This is a genomic window from Pseudomonas frederiksbergensis, from assembly GCF_900105495.1.
GTDB classification, from domain to species: domain Bacteria; phylum Pseudomonadota; class Gammaproteobacteria; order Pseudomonadales; family Pseudomonadaceae; genus Aquipseudomonas; species Aquipseudomonas frederiksbergensis.
Genome location: NZ_FNTF01000002.1, coordinates 2,149,094 through 2,172,547, shown reverse-complemented (window position 1 = coordinate 2,172,547; position 23,454 = coordinate 2,149,094). Strand labels below are relative to the sequence as shown.

Below are 23,454 nucleotides of genomic sequence, written 5' to 3'. Positions count from 1 at the left end.
AGCGTCCTGGGCTGCATTCCCACGCGGAGCGTGGGAACGATCAATGGTGTATCAGGCCGCGCTCACTGCCCGGCAAACCCCTCTGACAATCATCTCCACTTCCCGCTCATCAATCGTCAGCGGCGGCAGCAAGCGAATGGTCTTGCCTCGTGTCACGTTGATCAACAAGCCGTGATCCCGTGCAGCGATCGATCGTTCCCACGCTCCGCGTGGGAATGCCTCTTGTGACGCTCTGCGTCACGCTTTTTAGGACGCGGAGCGTCCTGGGCTGCATTCCCACGCGGAGCGTGGGAACGATCAATGGTGTATCAGGCCGCGCTCACTGCCCGGCAAACTCCTCGGACAATCATCTCCACTTCCCGCTCATCAATCGTCAGCGGCGGCAGCAAGCGTATGGTTTTGCCCCGTGTCACGTTGATCAACAAGCCGTGATCCCGCGCGGCGATCAGGGTCAGGTCGCGAATCGGTTGTTTGAGTTCGATGCCGATCATTAAACCCTGTCCGCGGATAGCCAGGACGTTCGGGTCGTCCGCCAATTCGATGCGCAATCTGGCGAGCAAACGTTCGCCCTGAAGTTTGGCGTTTTCCAGCAGTCCTTGTTCTTCGATGATCTCCAGCACGGTGCAACCCACGCGGCAGGCCAGTGGATTGCCGCCGAAGGTGCTGCCGTGACTGCCGGGGGTGAAGAGGTCGGCGGCTTTGCCCCGGGCCAGGCAGGCGCCGATGGGAATACCGTTGCCCAGACCTTTGGCCAGGGTCATGACGTCTGGAACGATGCCTTCGTGCTGAAAGGCAAACCACTGGCCGGTGCGGCCGATGCCGGTCTGGATTTCGTCGAGCATCAGCAGCCACGCCTGCCGAGTGCAGCGTTCGCGAATGGCTTTCAGGTAACCGGGCGGGGCCATTTGGACGCCGCTTTCACCCTGAATAGGTTCCATCAGGATCGCCACGATGCGCGGACCGTGGGCTTGTTGCACCTTGTCCAGCGCCTTGAGATCGCCGAAGGGCACTTTGACGAAATCCCCCGGCAACTCGTTGAAGCCCAGGCGCACGGCCGGGCCATCACTGGCGGACAAGGTGCCCAGCGTGCGGCCGTGAAAGGCGTTCTCCATGACCACCACCAGCGGTTGTTCGATGCCTTTGTGCCATCCGTACAACCGTGCGAGTTTCAATGCGGTTTCATTGGCTTCGGCACCGGAGTTGTTGAAAAAGGCTCGCTCCATGCCCGCCAATTGCGTCAGTTTCTGCGCCAGCCGCTGCTGCCAATCGATGCTGTAGAGGTTGGATGTGTGCAACAGCAGCCCGGCCTGTTCACTGATGGCCGAGACTATTTTCGGATGGCAGTGACCGACGTTGGTCACTGCCACGCCCGCCACCGCGTCCAGGTATTCACGACCGGCCTGATCCCACAGGCGTGTGCCCAGGCCCTTGCTGAAACTCAAGGCCAAGGGTTGGTAAGTGCTCATCAGGCAGGCGGCGGTCATGACATCAAGCTCCATCAATGGTCGGTGTTTTTGCAGTATGGTTAGCCACCTGAGCTGGATAAACGCTGCAACACTTCAATCATTTTAAAGCTGGACTTGATAATGGACTTATTCCAGGCAATGACCGTTTACGTGCGGGTGGTGGAAAGCGGCAGCATGACCGCCGCCGCGCTGCAGTGCGAAATGTCCACCACCATGGTCGGCAATCACCTGCGGGCGTTGGAGCAACGCCTGGGTATGCGCCTGCTCAACCGAACAACGCGACGCCAGCGGTTAACGGAATTCGGCACCGCTTATTACCAGCGTTGCCTCGAAGTGCTGGGGTTGGTGGCCGACTCCGAACGGTTGGCCGAGCAGGCCCTCGACGAACCGAGTGGAACCCTGCGCATCACCGCGCCGCTGACCTTCGGCACCGAAAAGCTGGCACCCGCCCTGAGTGAGTTCACTCTGCTGTGTCCACGCGTCAAATTGGATGTGGTCCTCACCAATCGCCGTCCGGACCTGCTCGAAAACGGTTTCGACGTGGCGTTTCGCCTGGGCAATACCCAGGAGACCCACCTGATCGCCCGTCCACTCCTCGACTACAACCTGACCATGTGTGCATCACCGGAGTATTTGGCGCGCAAAGGCACACCGGAAAAACCTGATGATCTGCAACACCATGACTGCCTGTCCTTTGCCTATCCGGCCGGGGATGACTGGCAGTCGGTGGAAAAACACTGGCGCCTGACCGGTCCCGAGGGAGAAGTGGCGGTAGCGGTCAATGGACCGATGTTGATCAACAGTTCGGCAGCACTGCTTCAAGCGGCGCGAACCGGCATGGGCATCGTGGTGCTGCCTGATGCGTTGATGGAGCAGGATCTCAAGGACGGAAAACTGGTGGCATTGATGCAGAGTTACTTGCCGCCAAGCCGACCGATGAACCTGATGTATGCCCAGGATCGTTACCGTTTGCCAAAACTGCGTAGTTTCGTCGACTTTGCCTTGCAGAGATGGGGCAAGTACTAGCCGACCGAATACCCCATCGACTAATCTCCTCGACGTGCGGGTCACTTGGCTATCAGGGCGACAGGGAGTGCGGAGATGGGTGAGGCGTCGAATATCGAGCCGTTGAAGTTCAATCTGTCGGATTTGAACGAAGACATGCTGCACACCATTATGGAACTGGTCAGCGACGGCATCTGGGACTGGAACGCCAACACCGGGTTCGTCTATCGCAACCCCGGGTGGTACGAGATGCTCGGCTACCCGCCTCATTCCCTGAATAACAACGTGTTGACCTGGGAAAACGTGATCCACCCCGACGATTACCCGCAGGTCATGGCGCTGTTCGACGACTATCTGAGTCAACGCGCGCCCGGCTATCAGGCCGAATATCGCTGTCGCATGCAGGACGGCAGCTACACCTGGATCGAAGACCGTGGCTACGTACTGGCACGCAATGCCGACGGCTCGGTGGCGCGAATGGTCGGCGCACACCGCAGCATCGACGACAAGAAGCGCCTGTACGAAGCGCTTGAACGGCGCAACCAATCCCTTGAAGCAATCGTTGAAGAACGCACCCGAGAGTTGTCTCGCGTCAATCAGCAACTGCAAATCCAACTCGAAGAAAACCGCAAACTGGCGGAAACCGACGCACTGACCTCAATCGCCAATCGCTATCTTCTGGAAAAAGCCCTGCCCCAGGAATGCGAACGCGCCCAGCGCTTTCGACAACCGCTGTCGTTGATCGCGATGGACATCGACGACTTCAAGAACATCAACGATCACTATGGCCACGCGCTGGGTGATGCAGCATTGGTGCAGGTGGTCGATAGCGTGAAGCACTGCGTGCGCGAGGGCGATCTGCTTGCGCGTTGGGGTGGCGACGAGTTCATCCTGATCCTGCCCAACACGCCACTCGCCAACGCTCGGGCGCTCGCCGAGCGTATCCGCCATGGCCTCGCATGCCTGGTGCCCGTGGGAGATTTTCCAATAACCATGAGTTTCGGCGTGGTTCAGCGCTTTGACGAAGAACAACAGACCGGGTTGCTGGCCCGGGCCGATCAGGCGCTGTATCGGTCGAAGATCGCGGGCAAGAATGTGATTTCGGGGTAAGGGCTATGCCCGTCAACCCTTACATCCCCGCCTTCACCAACACCGGTTTTTCCTGATACCGATCCGGATAAAGTTTTTTCAGCTGCGCGACCTTCGGCAGATCGTTGATCACGATGTAGGGATAGGTCGGGTGCTCGGTCAGAAAGTCCTGATGTTCCTCCTCGGCCGGGTAGAAACCGTTGTAGGTTTCCAGCGTGGTGACAATGGGTTTGTCGAACGACCGGGCAGCGTCCAGCTGGGCGATGTAGGCCTGGGCGACACGTTGCTGTTCGCTGTTTTCCGGGAAAAGCGCCGAGCGATACTGAGTGCCGTGGTCAGGTCCCTGGCGGTTGAGTTCGGTAGGGTTGTGCGCCACCGAGAAGTAGATTTGCAGCAAGGTGCCATAGCTGACCTGACGAGGATCGAAGGTGACTTCGACAGCTTCCGCATGACCGGTATCGCCACTGCTGACCCGCTCGTATTGGGCGGTGCTTGCAGCTCCACCGGCATAACCGGAGACCGCTTTCTTCACCCCTTTCACATGCTGGAACACGCCCTGGACGCCCCAGAAGCAACCGCCGGCAAAGACTGCCCTTTCGCTGTCGGCCTGGGTGGTTTCGTCGAGGGCGGGTGGAGGAATGATGACCGCGTCTTGCGCCGCACCGAAAGAGAACGCCAGGCATTGGCCGATGACACCGGCGGCGACCAGGCCCAACAGGGTGCGGCGCCAGGTAAACAGGGTTTTCATGAGGCTGATTCCTGAATGAATTAAATGAGTTCAACCGAACGTAGGAACGAAGCGCCGGGACGCGGCCGGGCATGGGCCTGCAAAAGTGAGTGAAAGTAAGTACCCGCGGATCAAGTTGCCTTTGGCACAAAAGTCATCGCCAGGCCATTCATGCAGTAGCGCAAGCCGGTGGGTTGGGGCCCATCGTCGAAGACATGGCCCAGATGACCGCCACAACGCCGGCAGTGGACTTCCTCACGCAGCATCCCGAAGGCGCGGTCCTGACGAGTGGCCACAGCGTTGTCCAGCGGTGCCCAGAAGCTCGGCCAACCGGTGCGGCTGTCAAACTTGGTCGCAGAAGAAAACAGCGGCAGGCCGCAACCGGCACAGGCAAACGTACCTTCACGGTGCTCGTTGTTCAGCGGGCTGCTGTAGGCCCTTTCGGTGCCCTCCTCGCGCAGGATTTCATACTGCTCGGCGCTGAGCATGGCGCGCCATTCGCTGTCGCTGTGAGTCACCTCGAACACCTCCGCAGCGCTGGCGTTACTGACCAGCGCAGAACTTGCGGCAAATTTTGGCAATACACCGATGACCAGGGCTGCAGCGCCTAGCCCGCCGCTCGCTACGAGAAACTGTCGCCGTGAAAACATGGTCGTCTCCGAAAATTCCAGGTGCCTGTCATGGAACACAGCCTAGGCTTGGGTTGATCGCCAAATCCTCACGAGAAGTTAAACAATTCGTGATAACTCAGGCCCCGGAAAACCCGCACAATGCGCTCATTGCGCCGAAGGATTGAGCTTGATGGAACAGACCAAACGCGTCCTCGTGGTCGAGGACGACCTGCATATCGCCGACCTTATCTGCCTGCATCTACGTGATGAGCAGTTCGAGGTGGTGCACTGCGCCGACGGCGATGAAGGCATGCGCCTGCTGCAGCAAGGAAGCTGGGACGCTCTGATCCTCGACCTGATGCTGCCCGGCGTCGACGGCCTGGAAATCTGCCGTCGCGCCCGCGCCATGGCCCGCTACACACCGATCATCATTACCAGTGCGCGCTCCAGCGAAGTACACCGGATTCTCGGGCTCGAACTCGGCGCCGACGATTACCTGGCCAAACCCTTTTCGATGCTCGAACTGGTGGCGCGGGTCAAAGCGCTGTTGCGACGGGTCGATGCCATGGCCCGCAATCTTAAAATGGACGCTGGCAGCCTGATCATGGACGGCCTCTCCATCGACCCGATCACGCGCGATGTGTCCCTTGACGGTCGCCGCCTCGACCTCACGCCACGGGAGTTCGACCTGCTGTATTTCTTCGCCCGTCAGCCCGGAAAAGTGTTCTCGCGCATGGACCTGCTCAACGCCGTCTGGGGCTACAGCCACGAAGGCTACGAGCACACGGTCAACACTCACATCAACCGCCTGCGGGCAAAGATCGAAGCCGATCCGGCACAACCTGCGCGCATCCTCACGGTGTGGGGGCGAGGCTACAAATTCGCGGCCAGGGAGGAGCAACCGTGAGACTGACCCTGACTCAGCGCCTGTCGCTGGTGTTCGCCGTGTTGCTGCTGGTGTGCTGCGGCACGTCGGCCTGGATGCAGGTGCGGTCCAACAAGATGCATGAGCTTGAGGTGGTGCAAGGGTTGTCGCGGGACCTGGCCCGGCACATCGCCCATGACACCGTGCTGATGGACGCCAAAGGCCTGATGCCCGACGCCGTGCGCGACCTGTTCAGCCAACTGATGCTGGTCAATCCCAGTGTCGAGGTCTATCTGCTCGACCCCGAGGGCCGGATTGTCGGCAGCGCTGCGCCCGAGGGTCGGATACGCCGGGAGCGGGTCGATCTGGCGCCGATCCAGCGCCTGATCAAGGGCGACGCCCTGCCGGTTCTTGGCGACGATCCGCGCAGCGTCGATGGCCGCAAAGTGTTCAGCGCCGCGCCATTGCAGGTCGATGGCAAACAGGTGGGTTATCTCTATGTGGTGCTGCTGAGCGAAGAGCACGACCGCTTCGCCGAACGCGGTGCCACCAGCGCCGCCCTGAATACCGCACTGTTGTCCATCGGGCTGGTGGCGTTGCTGTGCCTGATTGCCGGTCTCACGGCGTTCGCCCTCATTACCCGACCTTTGCGCCGTTTGACCGAAACCGTCAGCCGGTTCGACATTAATGGCGCTCCGGTGACCCCGCCGGCATCCGTCCCGGTGGAAAAGGCCGCCAGCCACGATGAAATTGCCATACTCGACGCGACCTTCCGGCAGATGCAGGCGCGCCTCGGCGAGCAATGGCGTTCGTTGACCCGCCAGGATCAGGAACGCCGCGAACTGGTGGCCAATATCTCCCACGATCTGCGCACGCCTCTGGCCTCGCTGCACGGTTACCTGGAAACCTTGTCGCTCAAGGACGCCACGTTGTCACCCGCCGACCGCCGCCGTTACCTGGGCATCGCGCTGGACCAAAGCCGCAAGGTCGGTGGGCTGGCGCAATCGCTGCTGGAACTGGTGCGCCTGGAACATGGTTTCGTGCAACCGGTGCTGGAGCGTTTCTCGTTGACCGATCTGGTACAGGACATTTTCCAGAAATTCGAACTGACGGCCGAGGCGCGCCAGGTCGAACTGAAGGCCACTTTTGCACCCAATGTTTCGGCGGCCTGCGCCGACCTTGGATTGATCGAACGGGTGCTCACCAACCTGTTCGACAACGCCCTGCGCCACACCCCGCCAAGAGGAGAAATCGAGCTCAGCCTGCGCCCTCAAGGACCGTTTATCGAAGTCACCGTCAGCGACACCGGCCCCGGCATTGCTGCCGAATTGCGCGAAGGTCTGTTCCTGCGCCCGTTCAACATTGGCGGCGCACGGCGTGATGGCGGACTGGGATTACGGATCGTGCACCGTATCCTGCAATTGCATGGCCGCGAGATCCAGCTGATTGAGGTTCCTGGCAGGGGCGCGACCTTCCGCTTTTCGTTGGCGGTGGATCAGCAAACAGCCGAACAATTGGCGGTTCGGTCGATGAATCTGAATTCGCTGGGGAAATAGTCGGCTGCCTGAGCCACAACAACGACTAATATCCCGGCTCCCATTTCGGCAAGGATGCTGCGCGATGCTCAATACCCTGCAAAACACCCCATTGTGGGTTTACGCGATATTTCTGCTGCTGTGCTACTACGGTGTCAAAGCCCTGTCCCCGAGCCGTGAAAGCAAAACTTCATTGCTCGTCACGGCGCCGATCTTGCTGGGCTGGTCACTGTATTCGCTGAACCTGACGCTGAATCCACTGCTATCGGTCAGCTGCTGGCTGGCCGCCGTCATCCTGGGCAGCCTCGCGGCGTTGCTGGTTTTCCCACGCAAGGGCATCGAGCTGGATGCTCCGCAAACCGGCCTGATCGTGCCGGGCACCGCAAAAACCCTGGTGCTGTATCTGCTGTTTTTTGCGGTGAACTATTACTTCGGTTACCAGGATGACGTTCACCCGGAAATGACCGCCACCCTTGAGATGTTGCTGCTCAAGGCGTCGGCTTCCGGCTTTGTCTGTGGGCTGATCAGCGGTCGGGCGTTGACGTTTTATCGTTTGCTGCTGTCACTTCAGGCAAAACGCCCCCCGATAGCCGCCGGTTAAAAGCCGCTGTACCAAAAATGATGACCAGCCGCCTGTTCATCCGTGACAACGCCGCCTCGGTCCAATAGATTAGGCGGCCTGAAAAGGCCCAGAGCTTTCTCGCCTCAATCCAAGTTAAAAGAAGTAGTGAAATTTCAATGTCCGATTCCAATACCGCTGAATCCGTAGTCACCTTGTCGTCCAAAGCGGAATACGAAAACTCCATCAATCTTTCACAGCACGTGCCCCAGGCCAAGACCATCAGCGAGATGGTCCTGGACGCTTTCCAGTCCACCCGGGAAAGCGACCAGATCCGCGAGCTGCGCGCCGCGATTCGCCAGGCTCACGACAGCTTCGACGACGATAAAGCCTACGAATTGATGGGTGAACTCAAGCAGCTCAAGGACGCCGAAGCTGCCGACATTGCTGCCCTGGAAGACTTGAGCAGCAAATTCCCGATCAGCCGGATTCTCTCCAGCTTCAAGGATGATCCGGCATTTCAGGAATTGGTCTATGGCCTCGCACTGAAAGTGCTGAACCAGACCCACCAGGCCATCAGCAACCCAAGCAGTGGCAAAAGCAAAGTGGCTCGCGCCAAGAAAGATGTCGAAGTGTTCACCATCAGCAAAGACGGCATCAGCGTCACACTGCCGTTGCGCACCCCGCGTTCGCGACTGAACGTTGACCGTGAAGCGCTGGAATTCCTGGGCTTCACCTTCGTCGGCGAAGGCGAAGAAGCGGAGCTGGAAAGCGAGACCTTCCTGGACAATGCCGGGGCCGAACAAGCGGTTAACCGCAAGAACATCATCACCGCGCTTCAGCAACAAACCGCGTTCGATGGCTACAGCATCGCCGCTCAGTAACACGCACCATCAGCGGCGCTTCGGCGCCACTGACCCAAGAGCCCCGCCCTAGAGCGGGGCTTTTTATTGCCCGTGGTTTTACAAAACCCACAATTTCCTTTCCTGTCATCGCCGCCCACACCGCGACAGTTGCAAAGTGCCACCCCGTTCGGCAATCAATGCCCACAGGCACTCATGCCACGGTGATTCGGCGCCAAAAAAACACTTTTCCTTAACCCTTCAGCACCACGGGTCCGCCTGCAGGGAGCGTCAACTCACTTTCCAGCCCAAGACTTCAGTGGTGCGATTGCTGAGGTCATCATGAACACAACTCCCCTTTACCGTCAGTTGGCCAACCACTACCTCGACGCGATCCGCAGCGGCACCTTGAAAACCGGTGAACGATTCCCCTCCATTCGGCTGATGATGGAAAAACATGCCGTTAGCCTGTCGACCGCCGTGCAGGTTTGCCGGGAACTCGAGGACTGTGGCGTGCTGGAAGCCCGGCCGCGCTCCGGCAACTACATTCGCCAGCCCGATACGTTGCGCAAACCCGTCCCGATCGCTCCCCCGCCGCCGCTGGACACCGGTGTCTATGTCGGCATTCACGAGCAGGTGTCATCAGTACTCAAGGCCAGTCAGCGCGCGACGATCAAGGTCAATTTCGCCAGTGCCTTCTGCGCGCCGGAACTCTATCCGTTGAAGATCCTGCAAGACCATATGATCAAGGCACTGCGTCACGATCCGCACTTGCTCGGTGCGGCGGGTTCCACCTGTGGCAATAGCACGTTGCGCAGTATTCTTGCGCGACGGGCGCTGACCACAAAGGCCAACCTGCCAGCGGAAAAAATTGTGATCACCAACGGCGCGACCGAAGCGATCAACCTGGCTTTGCGCGCAGTCACTCAACCGGGCGATACCGTCGCGGTGGAGTCGCCGACCTTTTATGGTTTGCTGCAAATTCTTGAAAGCTTGAATCTACGGGTACTGGAAGTACCGGCGACTTCGCATGCCGGCATCAATCTGTTCGCCCTCGAACAATTGCTACAAGGCCCCGAACGGATTCAGGCGCTGATCGTCATTCCCAATCTGCAAAATCCGCTGGGCAGCATCATGCCCGACGCCAACAAGGCGCGGCTGGTGCAGCTGTGCGCCGAGCATGCCACGGTGCTGATCGAAGACGACACCTATGGCGATCTGGTGGATACCGAACAGCCGCTGTCCACGCTCAAGCACTGGGACCGCACCGACAACGTGATCTATTGCGCCTCCCTGAACAAAACCCTGGCACCGGGCATTCGCCTGGGCTGGATCAGCGCGGGGAAATGGCACGACCGCGTGGAAATGCTCAAACACACTCAATCCCGGGGATGTGAGGCGCTGTCGCAACTGGCGGTCAGTGCGTTCATGAAGACACCGTCCTACGAACGTTACCTGCGCCGCTTGCGGAAAATCCTGACTCACCAACGCCAGCAAATGAGCGCTGCGATCCTTCGCTATTTTCCCGCCGGCACCAGCGTGACCACCCCTCGGGGCGGTACGTTGTTATGGGTGGAATTGCCGCGCCAGCATTCATCCATGGCGTTTTTCCATGAGGCATTGAAGGCCGGCATCCAGATTGCACCTGGGGATATCTTTTCCAATGCCCAGCGTTTCAATCACTTTGTGCGCATTGGTTGCGGTGCGCCGTATTCACCGCGGATTGAGGAAGCGCTGGCGACCCTCGGCCAACTCCTCAAAAACCAGGACTGAACACATCCTTGTAGCAGCTGCCGAGCCTGCGAGGCTGCGTTCGGCTGCGCAGCAGTCGTAAATCCTGCCATTTCGGTTTACCTGAAACACCGTAGTGGATGGTTTTACGACTGCTTCGCCGCCGAACGCAGGCTCGGCAGCTGCTACACGGTTTAGTGTTGGGTTCAGAGGGGGCTTTGGTGCAGGCAAATGATGTGCGGATCGTTATTCCAATGCGGGAAACGTTCAGCGATTAGAGGATCATGGCCGGGGATGACGTGATCTTCGCCGTCGGCAAGGCTGTCGATCAAGCTGAATGCTTCAAGCGTCTGCGCCAGATCATCCAGAATCGGAAACGGACTGCGCTGACGGATGTTCGCCCACAAGTGCGCGGCATCCGAGGCCAGGACAATCCACCCGCGCTCAGTGTTCACCCGCACCACTTGGCTACCCGGTGTATGCCCGCCCACCGGGTGCAACGTCACACCGGGAATCACCTCGACCGTGCCGGTGTGCAAACGCATCCGGCCTTCAAACAACGGCGGAAGCGCCGACATCACGTCGTCGACCTCGTAGGTTTTGTTAACCGTGTGATGGGCCATTTTCGGCCCGGTGCAAAAGCGCAGTTCCGCTTCTTGCAAATGCACCATGGCCTTGGGGAAAAGCCCCAGGTTGCCGGCATGGTCCCAGTGCAAATGGGTGAGGATCAGGTTGTCGACCTGCGCCGGATCAATATCCAGTTGGCGCAGGGATTCTTCCGGCAGGCGATACATCTGACGGTTGCGCCGATCCGCCGTGGCAGGTTGAAAACAGGTGTCGACCACGATCGCTTGCTGCTCGTTACGAATGACCCAGAAGTAATAATCCAAGGGCATCGACGCATTCGGATCACCGCAGCAAGCGTCGTATAGAAAGTTCTCCCGGGCGGTGCGCTGGGCATTGGCGCCGACACGGATCGCGAACACTTCGTACACAGGAACGGACATATTCACCTCCGGGTTCAGGCCGCTGCGGTGGCTTTGAGGGTCGGACGAAAGTCGAAATCAATCTCGTCGCTGATGCCCAGATCCTGGGCCAGACGATGCAGGCCGCTGTAGTCACGCATGATCGTGGCGTTCTTGTTGCTCTCCCGGGTGTCAGCGATGATCACCGCGGCGTCCTCGACCCCAAGCTGCGTGAGAATTGCCTCCCACATCGAGTAGTCCTGGGCGACAAAGGCACTCAGCGCCACCGACAACGTGCGAGTAAAAAACGCCCGATGGGTCGGCTGCATGTTCGCGTACATGACCTTCGCCACTTCCGCGAGAATCTTGCTGTGGGCATATTCATCGCGGTTATGCAGTTCGGCCACGCGGCGGTTTTGCGGTTGAATGCTCCGGTCGTCGGCCAACAGATCCAGATAAGCATTGACGCTGATCTCGGCCACCACCGCAAAGGTGATCGCTGCGAGGTCGCGCTGCCACTGCTCCGGCAGTTCTTCGCGAAGGGCGATCAGCCGCAGATAGGTGACTGACGGCGGCAACTCCAGATCCTGATCGAGTGCCCGCTCCAGCTTGGTCCGTTCGATGGCCCGCAGGTGCATGAGCGTGTGGTAGTGCTCGTCGATCAACGTCTGTTGCATGGCCTCGCGAAAATGCCAGTCGTCCTTGCCCAGGTATTGATTGGCGATGACGCTCAGCGCCGGGTTCACCACGTGTTCTTCGGCGGTCACCGTGCGCAGGTTGTAGCCGATCCAGCCCCAGGTCACCACGGTGCTCTTGAGTTCATCGCTCAGGGCCTGGAATTTCGGATGATGGAAAAACGGCACCATGCACTCCGGGTAATCCGGGCGCGTGGGATCGAACGCTTCGCTGGCCTCGGCCTTGTCCGGTGCGCACACCGTGGCTCTTTTGGTCCAGGCCTGATTGAGCCGCACGACCAGTTGATGATCGACCTTGGCGATCTCGATTGCTGTTTGCATGACGCGATACCTGTAGGACGCGTACCCGATGACGGGTACGCCAATGAAATTAAGGGCGACGGATGAATCAGGCCAGCCAGTAGCGGGTCAGGTTTCGCGCCGGGTCAGTGTATCGGCTGCGGGCATGGATCATCCGCCAGTTGTCCCAAATCAGCAGGCACCCATCGGGAATCAGCACCGGTGTGTTGTGCTCAACGAAATACGCTTCGCCCAGGACTGCAAACCTGGCCAGTGGCGACGAGCTGTTGGCGACTTGCGAGTGAAGCAGATCGTCCTTGGAAGGATTCACATCACCGTAGTGAAACTGGTTGTAGCTGAAGCGGAAAATGTCCCCGTCCTCTGTAGGCGTCAGGATGTATTCCTTGACCCGGCGTTGCGCGGCCTCACCGGGCTTGGCGGTGGCGACAAACTCCACAGGCGTGTCGTCGATCCATTCACGCAGCTCGGGATCGGTGCGCTCAAGGAACGCCAGCAATTCATACCCGTCCACCAACCCCGTGTGTCCGCCACCGCACGTGGCCTGTTGATGACAATGCAACGCCAGGTAGCGCGGCGGCGGACCGTACACTGGCGCTTCGGTGTGTGGGCCGATGCCGTTCATGCTCTGGGAATACGGCAAGTCTTCGTACCCCGGCTTGCGGGTGATGGCGAATGCGGTCTGCCCGTTGAATTGTGGTATGACCGAGCCGAACGCTTGCAGCGTGCCGAGCACATCGTCGGCGAACTCATCCGACGTCAACACCGTCCAGCCTCGCGCCGACAATTCTTCGTGGCGGTGGCCCAGTGAAACGTAAGGTTTGGACGCGACAATCCCTTGATCTGACATGGTGAGATTCCTGGCTGTTTATCAGGCGTTGACGGTTGAGGTGTAGGCGGCAATGAAGTCGCGACAGGCGTTGCCCGGTCGATAGCGATGTTCATCGATGAGCTGCACGGGGGTGATTTCGGCCGCGGTACCGGTGAGAAAACACTCGTCGAAGTCGCCAAGCTCCGTAGGAACAATGGTTCGCTCGACCACTTGGTAATCCAGCGCCTTGGCGAGTTCGATGACGGTCTGACGGGTAATGCCGTTGAGGAAACAATCCGGCACCGGGGTGTGCAACGTCCGACCCTTGACGAAGAACACGTTGGCGCTGGTGGCTTCGGCAACGTTGCCGCGCCAGTCGAGCATCAAGGCGTCGTGATAGCCGTTGTTTTCAGCATCGTGCTTGCTCAGGGTGGCGATCTGATAATGCCCGGATGCCTTGGCTTCAAACGGGCTGCAGCTCGGTGGCGGACGACGCCACTCGGCGGTCTTCAAGCGAATGCCGGCCATGTGCCCGGCCGGGTCGAAATAGCTCGGCCATTGCCAGCAGGCGATCGCCATATGGACGCTGTTGAAGCGGGCCGAGGTGGAAATCATTTCACTGCCGCGCCAGGCCACTGGCCGCAGATAACCGTCGACCACGTTGTTGCGCTGCAGCAGTTCATGGCTGGCCGCTTCCAGCTCGGCCAGCTCATAGGGAATGACAAAATCCATCAACCGGGCCGAGCGATACAAACGCTCGCTGTGTTCGCGCAGTTTGAAGATCTTGCCGTTGTAGACACGTTCCCCTTCATACACCGTGCTCGCGTAGTGCAAACCGTGGGTCAGCACATGCAGCCGAGCCTGGGACCACTCGACGAACTCGCCGTCGAGCCAGATGTAACCTTTTCGCTGATCAAACGGAATACTGCTCATGTCCATATCTCCTGATGAATCGTCCTACGCCGTTTCGAGCAGAACCGGTATTAATTCGGGCGCCGGCGCAACCACACGATCAGGCTCGGACTGAAAGAAGAACGAGCGCTCACCGAACGCCGGCCGCAACTCATCGAACCAGGTCGCTTGCGGATCGAAGCGCGCGTAGAACGTGCGCAACACCCATCGCGGATCGCGAGCCTGGAGAAACTGCAGCACGAAGACTTTCTCCCCGGCCACGGTTTCGATGCCGTTGATCAATACCTTGCCGTAGAAGGTGCTCATGGACGGACCGCGAACCGTGCGCGCCAACCCGGACACCGAGCGATACGCCGCCTGAAAGATCTCGAATGCCCGGGCCAGCGGCATCGCGAAGTAATGACTGGGGCCGGTATCGCGCTCGACAAACATGTAATAAGGCACTGCGCCGAGCCGCACGCCTTCGGTCCAGAGCGCCGCCCAATCCGCGGGGTTTTCGTTGATGTGCCGAATCACTGGAGCCTGCATGCGCAACGTCGCACCGCTGGAACGAATACGTTCGATGGCTTGGCGGGCGATGGCCTGGCGGATCTCCACCGGGTGGTTGTAGTGCCCCATGATCGAAAGGTTTTTCCCCGCCGCGACGATTCGCTTGAACAGCTCCAGCAACTCGGGCGCGTCCTTGTCGCTGACAAACCGTTGCGGCCAATACGCCACGGATTTGGTGCCGATGCGGATGTTTTTCAGGTGGGGCAAGTCCAGCAACGGCTCGATGTAACCGGCCAGCGAACGGGTGTTCATGATCATCGGATCGCCCCCGGTGATCAGCACGTCGGTGACCTCGGTGTGCACCCGCAGGTAACTCACCAACTCCTGGGATTCGCGCGCATTGAACTTGAGTTCTTCTTCGCCGATGAACTGCGCCCAGCGGAAACAGAACGTGCAGTAGGCGTGACAGGTCTGACCGGCACCGGGGAAAAACAGCACGGTTTCGCGGTACTTGTGCTGTATGCCCGGCAGGACCTTGCCATCAAGAGTCGCGCCGTTATGCGTCAGTTGCCCGGCCGGATGCGGGTTCATGCGCAACCAGATCGCCTCGATCCGCCGCTTGATGGCGGCAGTGTCATCCAGGTCGATCAGTTGCTTGAGCGAGGCGTATTCGTCCGGCAGCAGCATGTCCTTGTGGGGAAAGGTCATGCGGAAAATCGGATCGTCCGGGATGTTGCTCCAGTCGATCAATGTGCCCAGTACGTATTCATTGGTGCGAAACGGCATGACCCGGGCCACGACGGTCATGGCTTCCTGCAACGCCGGCGTGAGTTTCTGCCAGTACGGCGTGTCTCGAATGGTGCGTGAGTTATAAGGCTTGTATCTTTCCTGCTCCGACATTCCCTGCATGACAGCGCTCCTGGTGATTGGCTGGCAGTTCTTACTGGATGGCCGGCGCTGCGCGCTCTATGTCCATCCATGCCCGAACACTGTCGCGATCCCACTGGCGGCGGACGTACGCGGCGAGTCGGGAGGGAACCTCATCACCATTGGCGACCAGTCGGTTGAGCATGATTGCCAAGTCGGTGTCGGCAATGCTCCAGTCACCGAACAGATGCTCGGCGCCGCCCTCCAGCAACCGATCGGCGACAAAAAATAACCGGTCGACGGCGGCCAGGGCATCGTCGGACAGCGGGGTATCTTTTTTGCCGAAATAAATAAGATCCGCCGGGCGTTCTTTGCGAATGACCAACAAATCACTGCGCAACCAGGCCTGGAGTTGACGGGCTCGGGCGCGCTGCTTGATGTCCAGCGGCAATAGTCGGTTATGCCCCGGCGCTATTTCTTCCAGGTATTCGGCAATGGCCGAAGATTCCGACAATGCGAAGCCCTGGTGAATCAGCGTGGGAATCTTGCCGGTGAGAGACAGATCACGATAGTTCGCTTGATAGTTCTCGCGCGCTTTCAAATCCAGCGTGACAAGTTCAAATGAAAGTTGCTTTTCCTTGAGTGCCACAAAAGCCGACATCGCAAAAGCACTGACAAAATCTGCACCGACATAGAGTTTAAGCTTTGTACTTTCCATAGAACGCTCCCTTGCACTAACCACATTAATCCGTTGCCTTGGAAGTGATCGTAGTTAGTTGCTCAAGCGCTGAACAGATACAGAAATTATCTGTTTCTATCGATACAGAAAGTTAAAAAGCGCAGAACGCCGGGAGGATTTGACAGGGCCGCAGAAAAGAAAAAGGGAGTCAGCGAACGCTGACTCCCTGGTGTGCAACGAAGGGAAAGTGATGGTTGGACAGTGATCAGGCCTGGCGATCGTCCAGGCTGGAGAGCGACGCCATTTGCGGCATGTTGCTCATATTGAGCATCGCCAGCGGCTCGTCGTCGCTGGTGTTGACGAAGCCGTGTCGGGTCCATGCCGGCACCAGCAGCACATCGCCAGTGCTGACGCTTACTTCATCGGCATCCCCCAGGGTCAAGGTGCCGCGGCCGGACTGAATGATGAACAGGTGCCACCACGAATGAGCATGCCCATTCAACACCGCACCCGGTTTCAACCATTGCATGGACACCGCCATCCCTGGGGTCAACTTGCAACCTTCGATGCTGTTGTCGTGAGCCAGCGCAACAATATCGACGTCGCTGGCCTCGAGACTCTGCCGCATGTCTGTCAGTTCGCCCCTCTTCCACACCTGTGCACTGACCGACGGCTGATGCAAACTCTGGCGAAAGTCCTTATAGGAAAAAAACGCACCTTGAACATTATTCATCGCGAGTTCCAACTTATGTTGTCGACTTGATTGGCCGAACCTTAGGCCAACCATTCAACACTGTAAAGCCGAACAACCAACACTTATAACGCCGACGGTTTCAGCGCCACAATCATGTCAACTTCTATCGCGGCATTTTTCGGCAATTGATAAACACCCACGGTCGTTCGGGTATGTTTACCGGCGTCCCCCAGCACATGGCTGAATACATCCGACGCACCGTTGGCCACTTCACTGAGATCAACAAAGTCCGCCGTGGATTTGACATAGACCGTTATTCGTACCAGCGACTTTATTTTATCCAGCGAACCAATCGCATCAACGATCAGCGCCAGCCCGCGCATCGCGCTGATGCTGGCTGCGGTTTGCGCATCTGCCATGTTCAATTCCAGGCCGACTCTGCCGGGGTTCTGGATCTTGCCGTTCATGCGCGGCACCAGGCCACTGATGTACAGCTCGTCATGATGCCGAATCAGCGGGGCGTAATGCCCGCCAGCGGTGTTCTCGCCGTAGATGTCATAGCCAAGCTCTTTTGCCAGGTCGATGAAACGCTCATCACAGCTCTTTTGCTCAATCATTTACCAAACCCTCTGAATCAATCATGCAAAAAAACGCAGGTCCCGACGGCTCAGCCAAAGGCCCTCGTCGCCGGGGCCAGGCAGGTGACCTCGACGCGAGACTCGATCGCTTCTGCCAGCCGCAACAGGTTGTCGCTGAGTTGTCCGTAGTCCTTGCTGAACAACACGATGTGGCCGATGAATGAGGTGTTGTCCTTCACCAATGCCATGACCGAATCACCGACGCGCTTGGCATACACCGCTTCCACCAGTTCAATGTTCAGTTTTCGGGCCAGCGATTCGATGTCTGGCGTGGCGCGCAAAATACCGTCAGCCGGCGCTCTGAACAGACGGATGCCGCAATAACCCCGGGCGACGGGATCCCGGTGGTCGGCCTTGCCTTCCACCGCCCATCTGACCCATTTTTCCCACGGATCGAAATCCACGAACGCCAGGCGGGCCAGGTCCCAGATGTGCATGCCGCCGGGGCGCATGTTGGTTTCCACGGCAGAGGTCAGCCCGCCGGAGCGCAGGAACACTTCGTTGTGGTAGGCGCCGTTATCCACCGAGACCAACGCCGACATGTGCCGACCCGCTGCCGACAATCGAGCCTGCACGTCGGCCGTCAACGGCGCGGGCACTACCTGCTGGATTTCCGCGCGATAGGCGCCTTCGGTGGTGGTTTTTTCGGTAACCCAGGTGCTGCCGGCCACGTAATCCCAGCTGTATTCCCGAGCGTTCTGGATCAGCTCTTCAAGGACGATCCCGCCTTCGCGATACGGCTTGAGTGCGTGCCAGGCCTCGTCGCATTCGGATGGATGATGAATGACCCGACAACCTCTGCTCGCCCCTTCACAAGCGGGCTTGATAAAGGCTTTGCCGCCCAGCTCGATGACCCTCTGGCGCAGTTCGGCCAGGCTCGCGATGCGTGCGGAAAACACCGGACGGTAATGCTCCGGTGAAGTACTGGCAGCCGCTTCCAGCTTGCGAAAGATCTGCTTGTCCAGCCCGGCCCGCGCCTCGTCCGGGGTGATACCGGGCAGGCCGAAATGGGTAGCCAGTGCGGCACCGAGTAACACGCCACGGTCGGAAAATGGCAGAACGCCGATCAGCTTCCATCGATCGGCATTCAAGCATCCCACCACCAGCTCGAGGGAGGCCGCTACCTCTTCGGGCGCCAGTGAAGTGCTGCAGACGTGATCGGCCACTTGCTCGTCAGCGGGCTGAATCTGATCGACCACCAGGATAAGCCGGGCGTTATAGAGCGTCTTGCAGAGCTCGCGCAGTTTCTGGATGTCGTGCACCCGATTGCCGTTGTACCCGACCACGACTACGCATGATGTCGTATTCATGAAGCCTCCGACCTGTGAAGTGAGTAACGCAACCGAGATGAGTCAGTCGTGCAACGACGCATTGGATTTACGGTTGAGGTAGTACCAGGCGAGGATCCCGCCCGCGCCAATGGCGGCCAGCACCAGTGCGTTGTACGGCGGCGGCACGACCCGCATGATCAGCACCGTCAGGCCTGCGCCGACACCGAGGGAGACTTCCTTGACGAACATGTTGTTTTGTTTGACGGAGAAGTAATCGAGGTAGCTGAACGCACATTCGGCGAGGGACAGCAGCGCCACCCAGATCAACGCGCCGACGAGGGTTTCGACGTGAAAAGCGGCCGGAGACGAAAGCACCGCAAAACCGCCGACGATGATCCCGATCACCGCGACCACCTTGAATCGCCCGGTGCGTTCGATCAGCTTCATCATCGGCACCTGAGCGAACACCACCACCGCGCTGTTGAGGATCAGCATCAGGCCGTACCAGGCAGGTAATTCACCGGTTTCGAGCAGGATGGCTTGCGGCAGGATCGAGAATACGCCAAACAGTTTGATCCCCATGATGATGCCGGCGATCACCCACGGCAGTTTGTTGCGCCAGCCGCTGCCGTCGTGGGTCACCGGGTGGGCCACGACCGCTTGAGTGGTGAACGTCGCCCCCATGGCGATGGGCAGGCAGAGCAGCACGAAAGCGGCAGCGCCGAGGAAAAACATGGTTGGGGTCAACAAGGGCGACAGCAGGATCAACCCCGCCAACAGGCTGCCCATGTTCATGGCGACCCGGTTGTAGGCTGCGCCCTCTTTGGTCTGGGCCGCTTCGCTCTTGATCAGGTAGCCGGCGATGGCAATGCCGTAGGCAAACAACGCAGCGGCAAACATCACCATGCCCTGGTTGCTGGTGACCGCGAGCAAGACCAAGCCGAGGGCGGCGCACAGCAACGTAACGCTCAGCGAACGCCGGCCCAACACCAACAAGGTCAACGGCAACAGCAACAGCAAGGCCCGATAGCCGAGGGCGAGGATGCTGTTGGTGGCGGTGTCGAGCCAGACGTTGGCCTTGCCCAACACGGCAAACAGCGACACCGCCGTGATGATCCGGATTGTGAACAGGCGAATGTTAATCACCGGTTTGGCGATGGCGACCGTTGTTTCTACACTCATGCAACACCTCTGGAACCAAGCGATTGCCGAGGCCACAGCGCCGACAATCAAGAAAGTCTGTAAGGTGATGGTAGTGAGAGACGCTTGTTTTCATCAGAGCAAGTTCGTATAGAATCCAACGAACTTTACTGCCGGAGTGACCAGTAAAATGCAGGTTCAGCGCGCAGTGATCGCCGCTATCGAGTTCCAGCAGGGGGTACCGCTGGTTCAGCAGATCGTCGATCAATTATCGGAGGCAATCAGCCACGGAGGCCTGCCTCACGGCTCCCGGCTGCCGCCGATTCGCGAACTCTCCGAGTTGCTGAACGTGGGCAAATCCACGGTGGTGGATGCTCTGGACCGCTTGCGGGCCAAGGGTTTGGTGGTTTCACGCCAGGGCTCGGGGCATTACGTGCACCGTTCCAGCATCACGATCAAGACCGATGCCGGCCCGGACCTGCAACCTCAAGACACGCTCAGCGTGGTCCGCCGCGCGGTGCTGCTGGACAACGGGGCGCTACGCCCTGGGGCCGGTTTCCTGCCGTCCTCGTGGCTGCCGGCTGACGAGTTGCTGAAAGCCGTGCGCAGCACGTTGCGCGCCACCTCCCTGCGCATGGGCGAATACGGCGTCGCTGGCGGTTACCTGCCGTTGCGCGAGGCGTTGCGGGTCAAGCTGTCGGCCTTGGGCATCGAAGTGCCGGTGGAGCAGATCATCACCACGGCCAACACCGTGCAGGCCATCGACATGCTGATGCGCCTGCTGGTCAAGCCCGGCGACACGGTGCTGCTCGACGATCCGTGTTACTTCACCATGCACACCAATCTGGCCCTGCATGGTGTCAGGGTGGTCACCATCCCCCGCGGGAGCGACGGCATGGACCTCGAGACCTTCGAGCGACTGCTGATTGCCCATCGTCCCGTGCTCTACATGACCAACAACACCTTGCACAACCCGACCGGGCATTCGTTCTCCCCGGCCCAGGTTTATCGCTTGCTGGAGTTGAGTCACCGTTATGGTTTCCACATCGTCGAAGACGATTTGTATTGCGACTTGCAGCAACGAAGCACGCCACGCCTGGCAGCGGGTGGGCTGGACAATGTCAGTTACGTGTCCGGTTTCTCCAAGACCCTGACGGCTAACAGCCGCGTCAGCTACGCAGTGCTTTCACCGCAACTGGCCGCACGGCTGGTCACACTGAAGATGGCCGCTGGTGGCATGACCTCAGAACTGGCGGAGCAGATTATCTGCACGATGCTCAGTGATGGCAGCTATGCCAAACATACCCGGCGCACGGTGGATCGGCTTTACGAGTCGAGCAGTCGGGTGTCGAGTTGGCTGGTGGAGGCGGGTTGTTCCGTTTCTTCGCTGCCGCATGAAGGGTTGTTCATCTGGACGCGCCTGCCCGAAGGGCTGCATGCCGAAACACTGGCAAGGAAAGGCCTGGAAATCGACCTTGTACTGGCACCGGGCACCCTGCTCAGCAAAGCGCCGGACGCTAGCCGTTTCCTGCGTTTCAACGTGGCGCATAGCGATAACAGCCAGGTGCGGGAACGGTTTTTCCGGTTGCTTGATAGCTGAGTTTTCTCTCGGATAAACCGCGGTGCGGCCTTCGCGATCAATGCATACAAAAAAGCCCCGCTCTTCTCTCGAAGGCGGGGCTTTTTGTGCAGAGTCTGAACCTTAAGGCGCGTAAGTCAGCAACAGCTCACCCGGCACTTTGAAGTCCAGCGACATCATCACGCTCAACGCGGTAATGGTGAAGATCGAGAACACGAACAGCTTGCGTGCCCAGACCGTGTCATCCACTGCCTTGTAGCCGGTCCAGGCCATGTACAGCCAGTACATGCCCATGGCCGCGGCGACGGCGAGGTAGCTCATGCCGGCGTAGCCGCTGAAAGTCAGCATCAAGGTCGCCACGAGGAACGCCAGGATGTAGAGCAGGATGTGCTTCTTCGCCACTTCAATCCCGCGCTTCACTGGCAACACCGGAATCGATGCGGCCAGGTAATCGTTGAAGCGGAAGATCGCGATGGCGTAGGAATGCGGCATCTGCCACAGGCTGAACATCACCAGCAACGTCAGTGCGGCCATGTCGAAGTTGTTCGTCACAGCCACGTAGCCAATCACCGGCGGCATGGCGCCCGACAGACTGCCCACCAGCGTGCCGTGAACCGACTTGCGCTTGAGGTACAGGCTGTAGAAGCCGACGTAGATGACAAAGCCGATCACCGCGAACAAAGCGGCCAACGGGTTGGCCACTGTGTACAACAGTGCAACGCCGAAAACACCCAGGACGGTCGCAAAAGCCAGGGCCAGTTTCAGGGAGATCAAGCCCTGGACCAGCGCCCGGTTTTTGGTGCGTTCCATCTTAAGGTCGATGTCGCGGTCGATGCAGTTGTTGAACACGCAACCGGAAGCCACCACCAGCGACGTGCCGATCATGGCGGCCAGGAAAATGGCCAGATCGACATGCCCTTTCGAGGCCAGGAAAAATCCGCCTGCCACAGAAAGCACGTTACCGAAAATGATCCCCGGTTTGGTGATTTGGATAAAGTGCTTAAAGGACATCCGGACTTTCCTCAGTGCGCCATCATGTTGGTGTGGATGCTGAACATGATCCACAGCGACAGGCCAACCAGCAGGACAATCACGATCGCGGCGAAAACAAACGCAATCACGTTGTTACGCTGCGCGGCCGAACGGTCCAGGTGGAGGAAGTACACCAGGTGCACCAGCACCTGGATGACTGCGAAGGCCAGTACGATCCACAGGGTCATTGCTTTGGGCAGCGATGGGTACATCACCAGGCCGAAAGGAATGACGGTCAGGATCACCGACAGAATGAAGCCGATCGCGTAGGACTTGACGCTGCCGTGGCCGGCGTCGTGGCCATCGTGGGAGTGTGCGTTAGCCATTTACATAGTCCCCATCAGATAAACAACGGTGAATACGCAGATCCACACCACGTCCAGGAAGTGCCAGAACAGACTCAGGCAGCTCAGACGGGTCTTGTTGGTCGCCGTCAGGCCGTTCTTCTGCACCTGGTACATCATGATCGCCATCCAGATCAGACCGCTGGTCACGTGCAGACCGTGGGTGCCGACCAAGGTGAAGAACCCGGACAGGAAGCCGCTGCGGCTAGGACCGAAGCCCTCGGAAATCAGTACGTGAAACTCGTTGATCTCCATGCCGATGAAGCCGGCGCCGAACAGGAAGGTCATGCCCAGCCAGCCCAGGACCTGGTTCTTCTTGCCTTTGAACAACGCCAGCATGGCGAAGCCGTAGGTGATCGAACTGAACAGCAGCAGAGCGGTTTCGCCCAGTACGTACGGCAGTTCGAAGATGTCGTGGCCCGACGGGCCACCCGCTACGTTGTTAACCAGTACCGCGTACGCTGCGAAGATCGACGCAAACAGGATGCAGTCGGTCATCAGGTAGAGCCAGAAACCGAATACGGTCATCTCGCCCGAGTCGTGGTGATGGTCGTCGTGCCCATGGTCCGTGCCATGGGCGTGTCCAGCAGTGGTCACTAAGTTCGACATGG

The 23,454-nt window shown here is 59.1% G+C and carries 24 protein-coding genes; 8 read left to right on the top strand and 16 right to left on the bottom strand.

The features are described from left to right. Nucleotides 1-308 precede the first annotated feature (308 nt). Nucleotides 309-1,484: an aspartate aminotransferase family protein gene (locus tag BLW70_RS10275; RefSeq protein WP_074873921.1), complete on the bottom strand. Its 1,176-nt coding sequence runs from the start codon at nt 1,482-1,484 to the stop codon at nt 309-311. A 102-nt stretch (nt 1,485-1,586) separates the two neighbouring features. On the opposite strand from BLW70_RS10275, the gene BLW70_RS10270 reads away from it, so the two are divergent. Together BLW70_RS10270 and BLW70_RS10265 are read left to right on the top strand one after the other, a co-directional pair. After that, nucleotides 1,587-2,492, top strand: coding sequence for a LysR family transcriptional regulator (locus tag BLW70_RS10270; RefSeq protein ID WP_074873920.1), 906 nt, complete (start codon nt 1,587-1,589; stop codon nt 2,490-2,492). Between the two features lie 75 nt (nt 2,493-2,567). Beyond that, the gene (locus BLW70_RS10265; RefSeq protein WP_074873919.1) at nt 2,568-3,581 is read left to right on the top strand and encodes a sensor domain-containing diguanylate cyclase; all 1,014 of its coding nucleotides are present in this window, start codon (nt 2,568-2,570) and stop codon (nt 3,579-3,581) included. A 19-nt stretch (nt 3,582-3,600) separates the two neighbouring features. On the opposite strand, the gene msrA is transcribed toward BLW70_RS10265, so the two are convergent. Together msrA and msrB are read right to left on the bottom strand one after the other, a co-directional pair. Then, nucleotides 3,601-4,308 (bottom strand): peptide-methionine (S)-S-oxide reductase MsrA, encoded by a 708-nt coding sequence (gene msrA, locus BLW70_RS10260; RefSeq protein ID WP_074873918.1) that lies wholly within the window; start codon nt 4,306-4,308, stop codon nt 3,601-3,603. Between the two features lie 110 nt (nt 4,309-4,418). Then, entirely contained in the window at nt 4,419-4,937 is a 519-nt protein-coding gene (gene msrB / locus BLW70_RS10255) for a peptide-methionine (R)-S-oxide reductase MsrB (protein WP_074873917.1), read from the bottom strand. A 151-nt stretch (nt 4,938-5,088) separates the two neighbouring features. Between msrB and BLW70_RS10250 the strand changes: the two genes are divergently transcribed. The 5 genes from BLW70_RS10250 to BLW70_RS10230 all read left to right on the top strand — a co-directional run bounded on the left by BLW70_RS10250 (nt 5,089) and on the right by BLW70_RS10230 (nt 10,472). After that, entirely contained in the window at nt 5,089-5,805 is a 717-nt protein-coding gene (locus BLW70_RS10250) for a response regulator transcription factor (protein ID WP_074873916.1), read from the top strand. Next, the gene (locus tag BLW70_RS10245) at nt 5,802-7,319 is read left to right on the top strand and encodes a sensor histidine kinase (RefSeq protein WP_074873915.1); all 1,518 of its coding nucleotides are present in this window, start codon (nt 5,802-5,804) and stop codon (nt 7,317-7,319) included. Before BLW70_RS10250 ends, BLW70_RS10245 begins: the two co-directional genes overlap by 4 nt. A 64-nt stretch (nt 7,320-7,383) precedes the next feature. After that, nucleotides 7,384-7,899 carry a hypothetical protein gene (locus BLW70_RS10240; protein ID WP_074873914.1) on the top strand — a complete coding sequence of 172 codons (516 nt, stop codon included), beginning with the start codon at nt 7,384-7,386 and terminating at the stop codon, nt 7,897-7,899. A 137-nt stretch (nt 7,900-8,036) separates the two neighbouring features. Further along, nucleotides 8,037-8,741 (top strand): hypothetical protein, encoded by a 705-nt coding sequence (locus BLW70_RS10235; RefSeq protein ID WP_074873913.1) that lies wholly within the window; start codon nt 8,037-8,039, stop codon nt 8,739-8,741. Nucleotides 8,742-9,041: 300 nt separating this feature from the next. Then, on the top strand, nt 9,042-10,472 hold the full coding sequence (locus BLW70_RS10230; protein WP_074873912.1) for an aminotransferase-like domain-containing protein: 1,431 nt from the start codon (nt 9,042-9,044) through the stop codon (nt 10,470-10,472). Nucleotides 10,473-10,636: 164 nt separating this feature from the next. On the opposite strand, the gene BLW70_RS10225 is transcribed toward BLW70_RS10230, so the two are convergent. From BLW70_RS10225 to BLW70_RS10180, 10 genes are all read right to left on the bottom strand, one after another. Further along, the gene (locus BLW70_RS10225) at nt 10,637-11,437 is read right to left on the bottom strand and encodes an N-acyl homoserine lactonase family protein (protein WP_074873911.1); all 801 of its coding nucleotides are present in this window, start codon (nt 11,435-11,437) and stop codon (nt 10,637-10,639) included. A gap of 14 nt (nt 11,438-11,451) precedes the next feature. Beyond that, entirely contained in the window at nt 11,452-12,411 is a 960-nt protein-coding gene (locus BLW70_RS10220) for a diiron oxygenase (protein ID WP_074873910.1), read from the bottom strand. 67 nt (nt 12,412-12,478) lie between these two features. Further along, nucleotides 12,479-13,237, bottom strand: a complete 759-nt coding sequence (locus BLW70_RS10215) for a TauD/TfdA family dioxygenase (RefSeq protein WP_074873909.1) — start codon at nt 13,235-13,237, stop codon at nt 12,479-12,481. A 21-nt stretch (nt 13,238-13,258) separates the two neighbouring features. After that, nucleotides 13,259-14,131 (bottom strand): branched-chain amino acid aminotransferase, encoded by an 873-nt coding sequence (locus BLW70_RS10210; RefSeq protein WP_074873908.1) that lies wholly within the window; start codon nt 14,129-14,131, stop codon nt 13,259-13,261. Between the two features lie 24 nt (nt 14,132-14,155). Then, a complete protein-coding gene (locus BLW70_RS10205) occupies nt 14,156-15,508 on the bottom strand; it encodes a KamA family radical SAM protein (protein WP_074873907.1) in 1,353 nt (450 codons plus the stop codon). A 31-nt stretch (nt 15,509-15,539) separates the two neighbouring features. Continuing rightward, on the bottom strand, nt 15,540-16,184 hold the full coding sequence (gene yfcF / locus BLW70_RS10200; protein ID WP_074873906.1) for a glutathione transferase: 645 nt from the start codon (nt 16,182-16,184) through the stop codon (nt 15,540-15,542). Nucleotides 16,185-16,410: 226 nt separating this feature from the next. Further along, on the bottom strand, nt 16,411-16,878 hold the full coding sequence (locus tag BLW70_RS10195) for a cupin domain-containing protein (protein WP_074873905.1): 468 nt from the start codon (nt 16,876-16,878) through the stop codon (nt 16,411-16,413). Between the two features lie 83 nt (nt 16,879-16,961). Next, nucleotides 16,962-17,456: a RidA family protein gene (locus BLW70_RS10190; protein WP_074873904.1), complete on the bottom strand. Its 495-nt coding sequence runs from the start codon at nt 17,454-17,456 to the stop codon at nt 16,962-16,964. Nucleotides 17,457-17,506: 50 nt separating this feature from the next. Further along, nucleotides 17,507-18,787, bottom strand: a complete 1,281-nt coding sequence (locus BLW70_RS10185) for a biotin carboxylase (RefSeq protein ID WP_074873903.1) — start codon at nt 18,785-18,787, stop codon at nt 17,507-17,509. Between the two features lie 42 nt (nt 18,788-18,829). Then, entirely contained in the window at nt 18,830-19,930 is a 1,101-nt protein-coding gene (locus BLW70_RS10180; protein WP_074873902.1) for a hypothetical protein, read from the bottom strand. 148 nt (nt 19,931-20,078) lie between these two features. Between BLW70_RS10180 and BLW70_RS10175 the strand changes: the two genes are divergently transcribed. Then, nucleotides 20,079-21,488 (top strand): aminotransferase-like domain-containing protein, encoded by a 1,410-nt coding sequence (locus tag BLW70_RS10175; RefSeq protein ID WP_074873901.1) that lies wholly within the window; start codon nt 20,079-20,081, stop codon nt 21,486-21,488. A 102-nt stretch (nt 21,489-21,590) separates the two neighbouring features. On the opposite strand, the gene cyoE is transcribed toward BLW70_RS10175, so the two are convergent. From cyoE to BLW70_RS10160, 3 genes are read right to left on the bottom strand one after another with little or no spacing between them, the layout of a single operon-like run. Continuing rightward, the gene (cyoE, locus tag BLW70_RS10170) at nt 21,591-22,478 is read right to left on the bottom strand and encodes a heme o synthase (protein WP_074873900.1); all 888 of its coding nucleotides are present in this window, start codon (nt 22,476-22,478) and stop codon (nt 21,591-21,593) included. Between the two features lie 11 nt (nt 22,479-22,489). Beyond that, nucleotides 22,490-22,825 (bottom strand): cytochrome o ubiquinol oxidase subunit IV, encoded by a 336-nt coding sequence (gene cyoD / locus BLW70_RS10165; protein WP_074873899.1) that lies wholly within the window; start codon nt 22,823-22,825, stop codon nt 22,490-22,492. Next, nucleotides 22,826-23,452 carry a cytochrome o ubiquinol oxidase subunit III gene (locus BLW70_RS10160; protein ID WP_074873898.1) on the bottom strand — a complete coding sequence of 209 codons (627 nt, stop codon included), beginning with the start codon at nt 23,450-23,452 and terminating at the stop codon, nt 22,826-22,828. Nucleotides 23,453-23,454: the final 2 nt, after the last annotated feature.

Coding starts and splice junctions, on each gene's coding strand:
- BLW70_RS10275 (WP_074873921.1), bottom strand. CDS start 1,484: ATGACCGCCGCCTGCCTGATGAGCACTTACCAACCCTTGGCCTTGAGT.
- BLW70_RS10270 (WP_074873920.1), top strand. CDS start 1,587: ATGGACTTATTCCAGGCAATGACCGTTTACGTGCGGGTGGTGGAAAGC.
- BLW70_RS10265 (WP_074873919.1), top strand. CDS start 2,568: ATGGGTGAGGCGTCGAATATCGAGCCGTTGAAGTTCAATCTGTCGGAT.
- msrA (WP_074873918.1), bottom strand. CDS start 4,308: ATGAAAACCCTGTTTACCTGGCGCCGCACCCTGTTGGGCCTGGTCGCC.
- msrB (WP_074873917.1), bottom strand. CDS start 4,937: ATGTTTTCACGGCGACAGTTTCTCGTAGCGAGCGGCGGGCTAGGCGCT.
- BLW70_RS10250 (WP_074873916.1), top strand. CDS start 5,089: ATGGAACAGACCAAACGCGTCCTCGTGGTCGAGGACGACCTGCATATC.
- BLW70_RS10240 (WP_074873914.1), top strand. CDS start 7,384: ATGCTCAATACCCTGCAAAACACCCCATTGTGGGTTTACGCGATATTT.
- BLW70_RS10235 (WP_074873913.1), top strand. CDS start 8,037: ATGTCCGATTCCAATACCGCTGAATCCGTAGTCACCTTGTCGTCCAAA.
- BLW70_RS10230 (WP_074873912.1), top strand. CDS start 9,042: ATGAACACAACTCCCCTTTACCGTCAGTTGGCCAACCACTACCTCGAC.
- BLW70_RS10225 (WP_074873911.1), bottom strand. CDS start 11,437: ATGTCCGTTCCTGTGTACGAAGTGTTCGCGATCCGTGTCGGCGCCAAT.
- BLW70_RS10220 (WP_074873910.1), bottom strand. CDS start 12,411: ATGCAAACAGCAATCGAGATCGCCAAGGTCGATCATCAACTGGTCGTG.
- BLW70_RS10215 (WP_074873909.1), bottom strand. CDS start 13,237: ATGTCAGATCAAGGGATTGTCGCGTCCAAACCTTACGTTTCACTGGGC.
- BLW70_RS10210 (WP_074873908.1), bottom strand. CDS start 14,131: ATGAGCAGTATTCCGTTTGATCAGCGAAAAGGTTACATCTGGCTCGAC.
- BLW70_RS10205 (WP_074873907.1), bottom strand. CDS start 15,508: ATGCAGGGAATGTCGGAGCAGGAAAGATACAAGCCTTATAACTCACGC.
- yfcF (WP_074873906.1), bottom strand. CDS start 16,184: ATGGAAAGTACAAAGCTTAAACTCTATGTCGGTGCAGATTTTGTCAGT.
- BLW70_RS10195 (WP_074873905.1), bottom strand. CDS start 16,878: ATGAATAATGTTCAAGGTGCGTTTTTTTCCTATAAGGACTTTCGCCAG.
- BLW70_RS10190 (WP_074873904.1), bottom strand. CDS start 17,456: ATGATTGAGCAAAAGAGCTGTGATGAGCGTTTCATCGACCTGGCAAAA.
- BLW70_RS10185 (WP_074873903.1), bottom strand. CDS start 18,787: ATGAATACGACATCATGCGTAGTCGTGGTCGGGTACAACGGCAATCGG.
- BLW70_RS10180 (WP_074873902.1), bottom strand. CDS start 19,930: ATGAGTGTAGAAACAACGGTCGCCATCGCCAAACCGGTGATTAACATT.
- BLW70_RS10175 (WP_074873901.1), top strand. CDS start 20,079: ATGCAGGTTCAGCGCGCAGTGATCGCCGCTATCGAGTTCCAGCAGGGG.
- cyoE (WP_074873900.1), bottom strand. CDS start 22,478: ATGTCCTTTAAGCACTTTATCCAAATCACCAAACCGGGGATCATTTTC.
- cyoD (WP_074873899.1), bottom strand. CDS start 22,825: ATGGCTAACGCACACTCCCACGATGGCCACGACGCCGGCCACGGCAGC.
- BLW70_RS10160 (WP_074873898.1), bottom strand. CDS start 23,452: ATGTCGAACTTAGTGACCACTGCTGGACACGCCCATGGCACGGACCAT.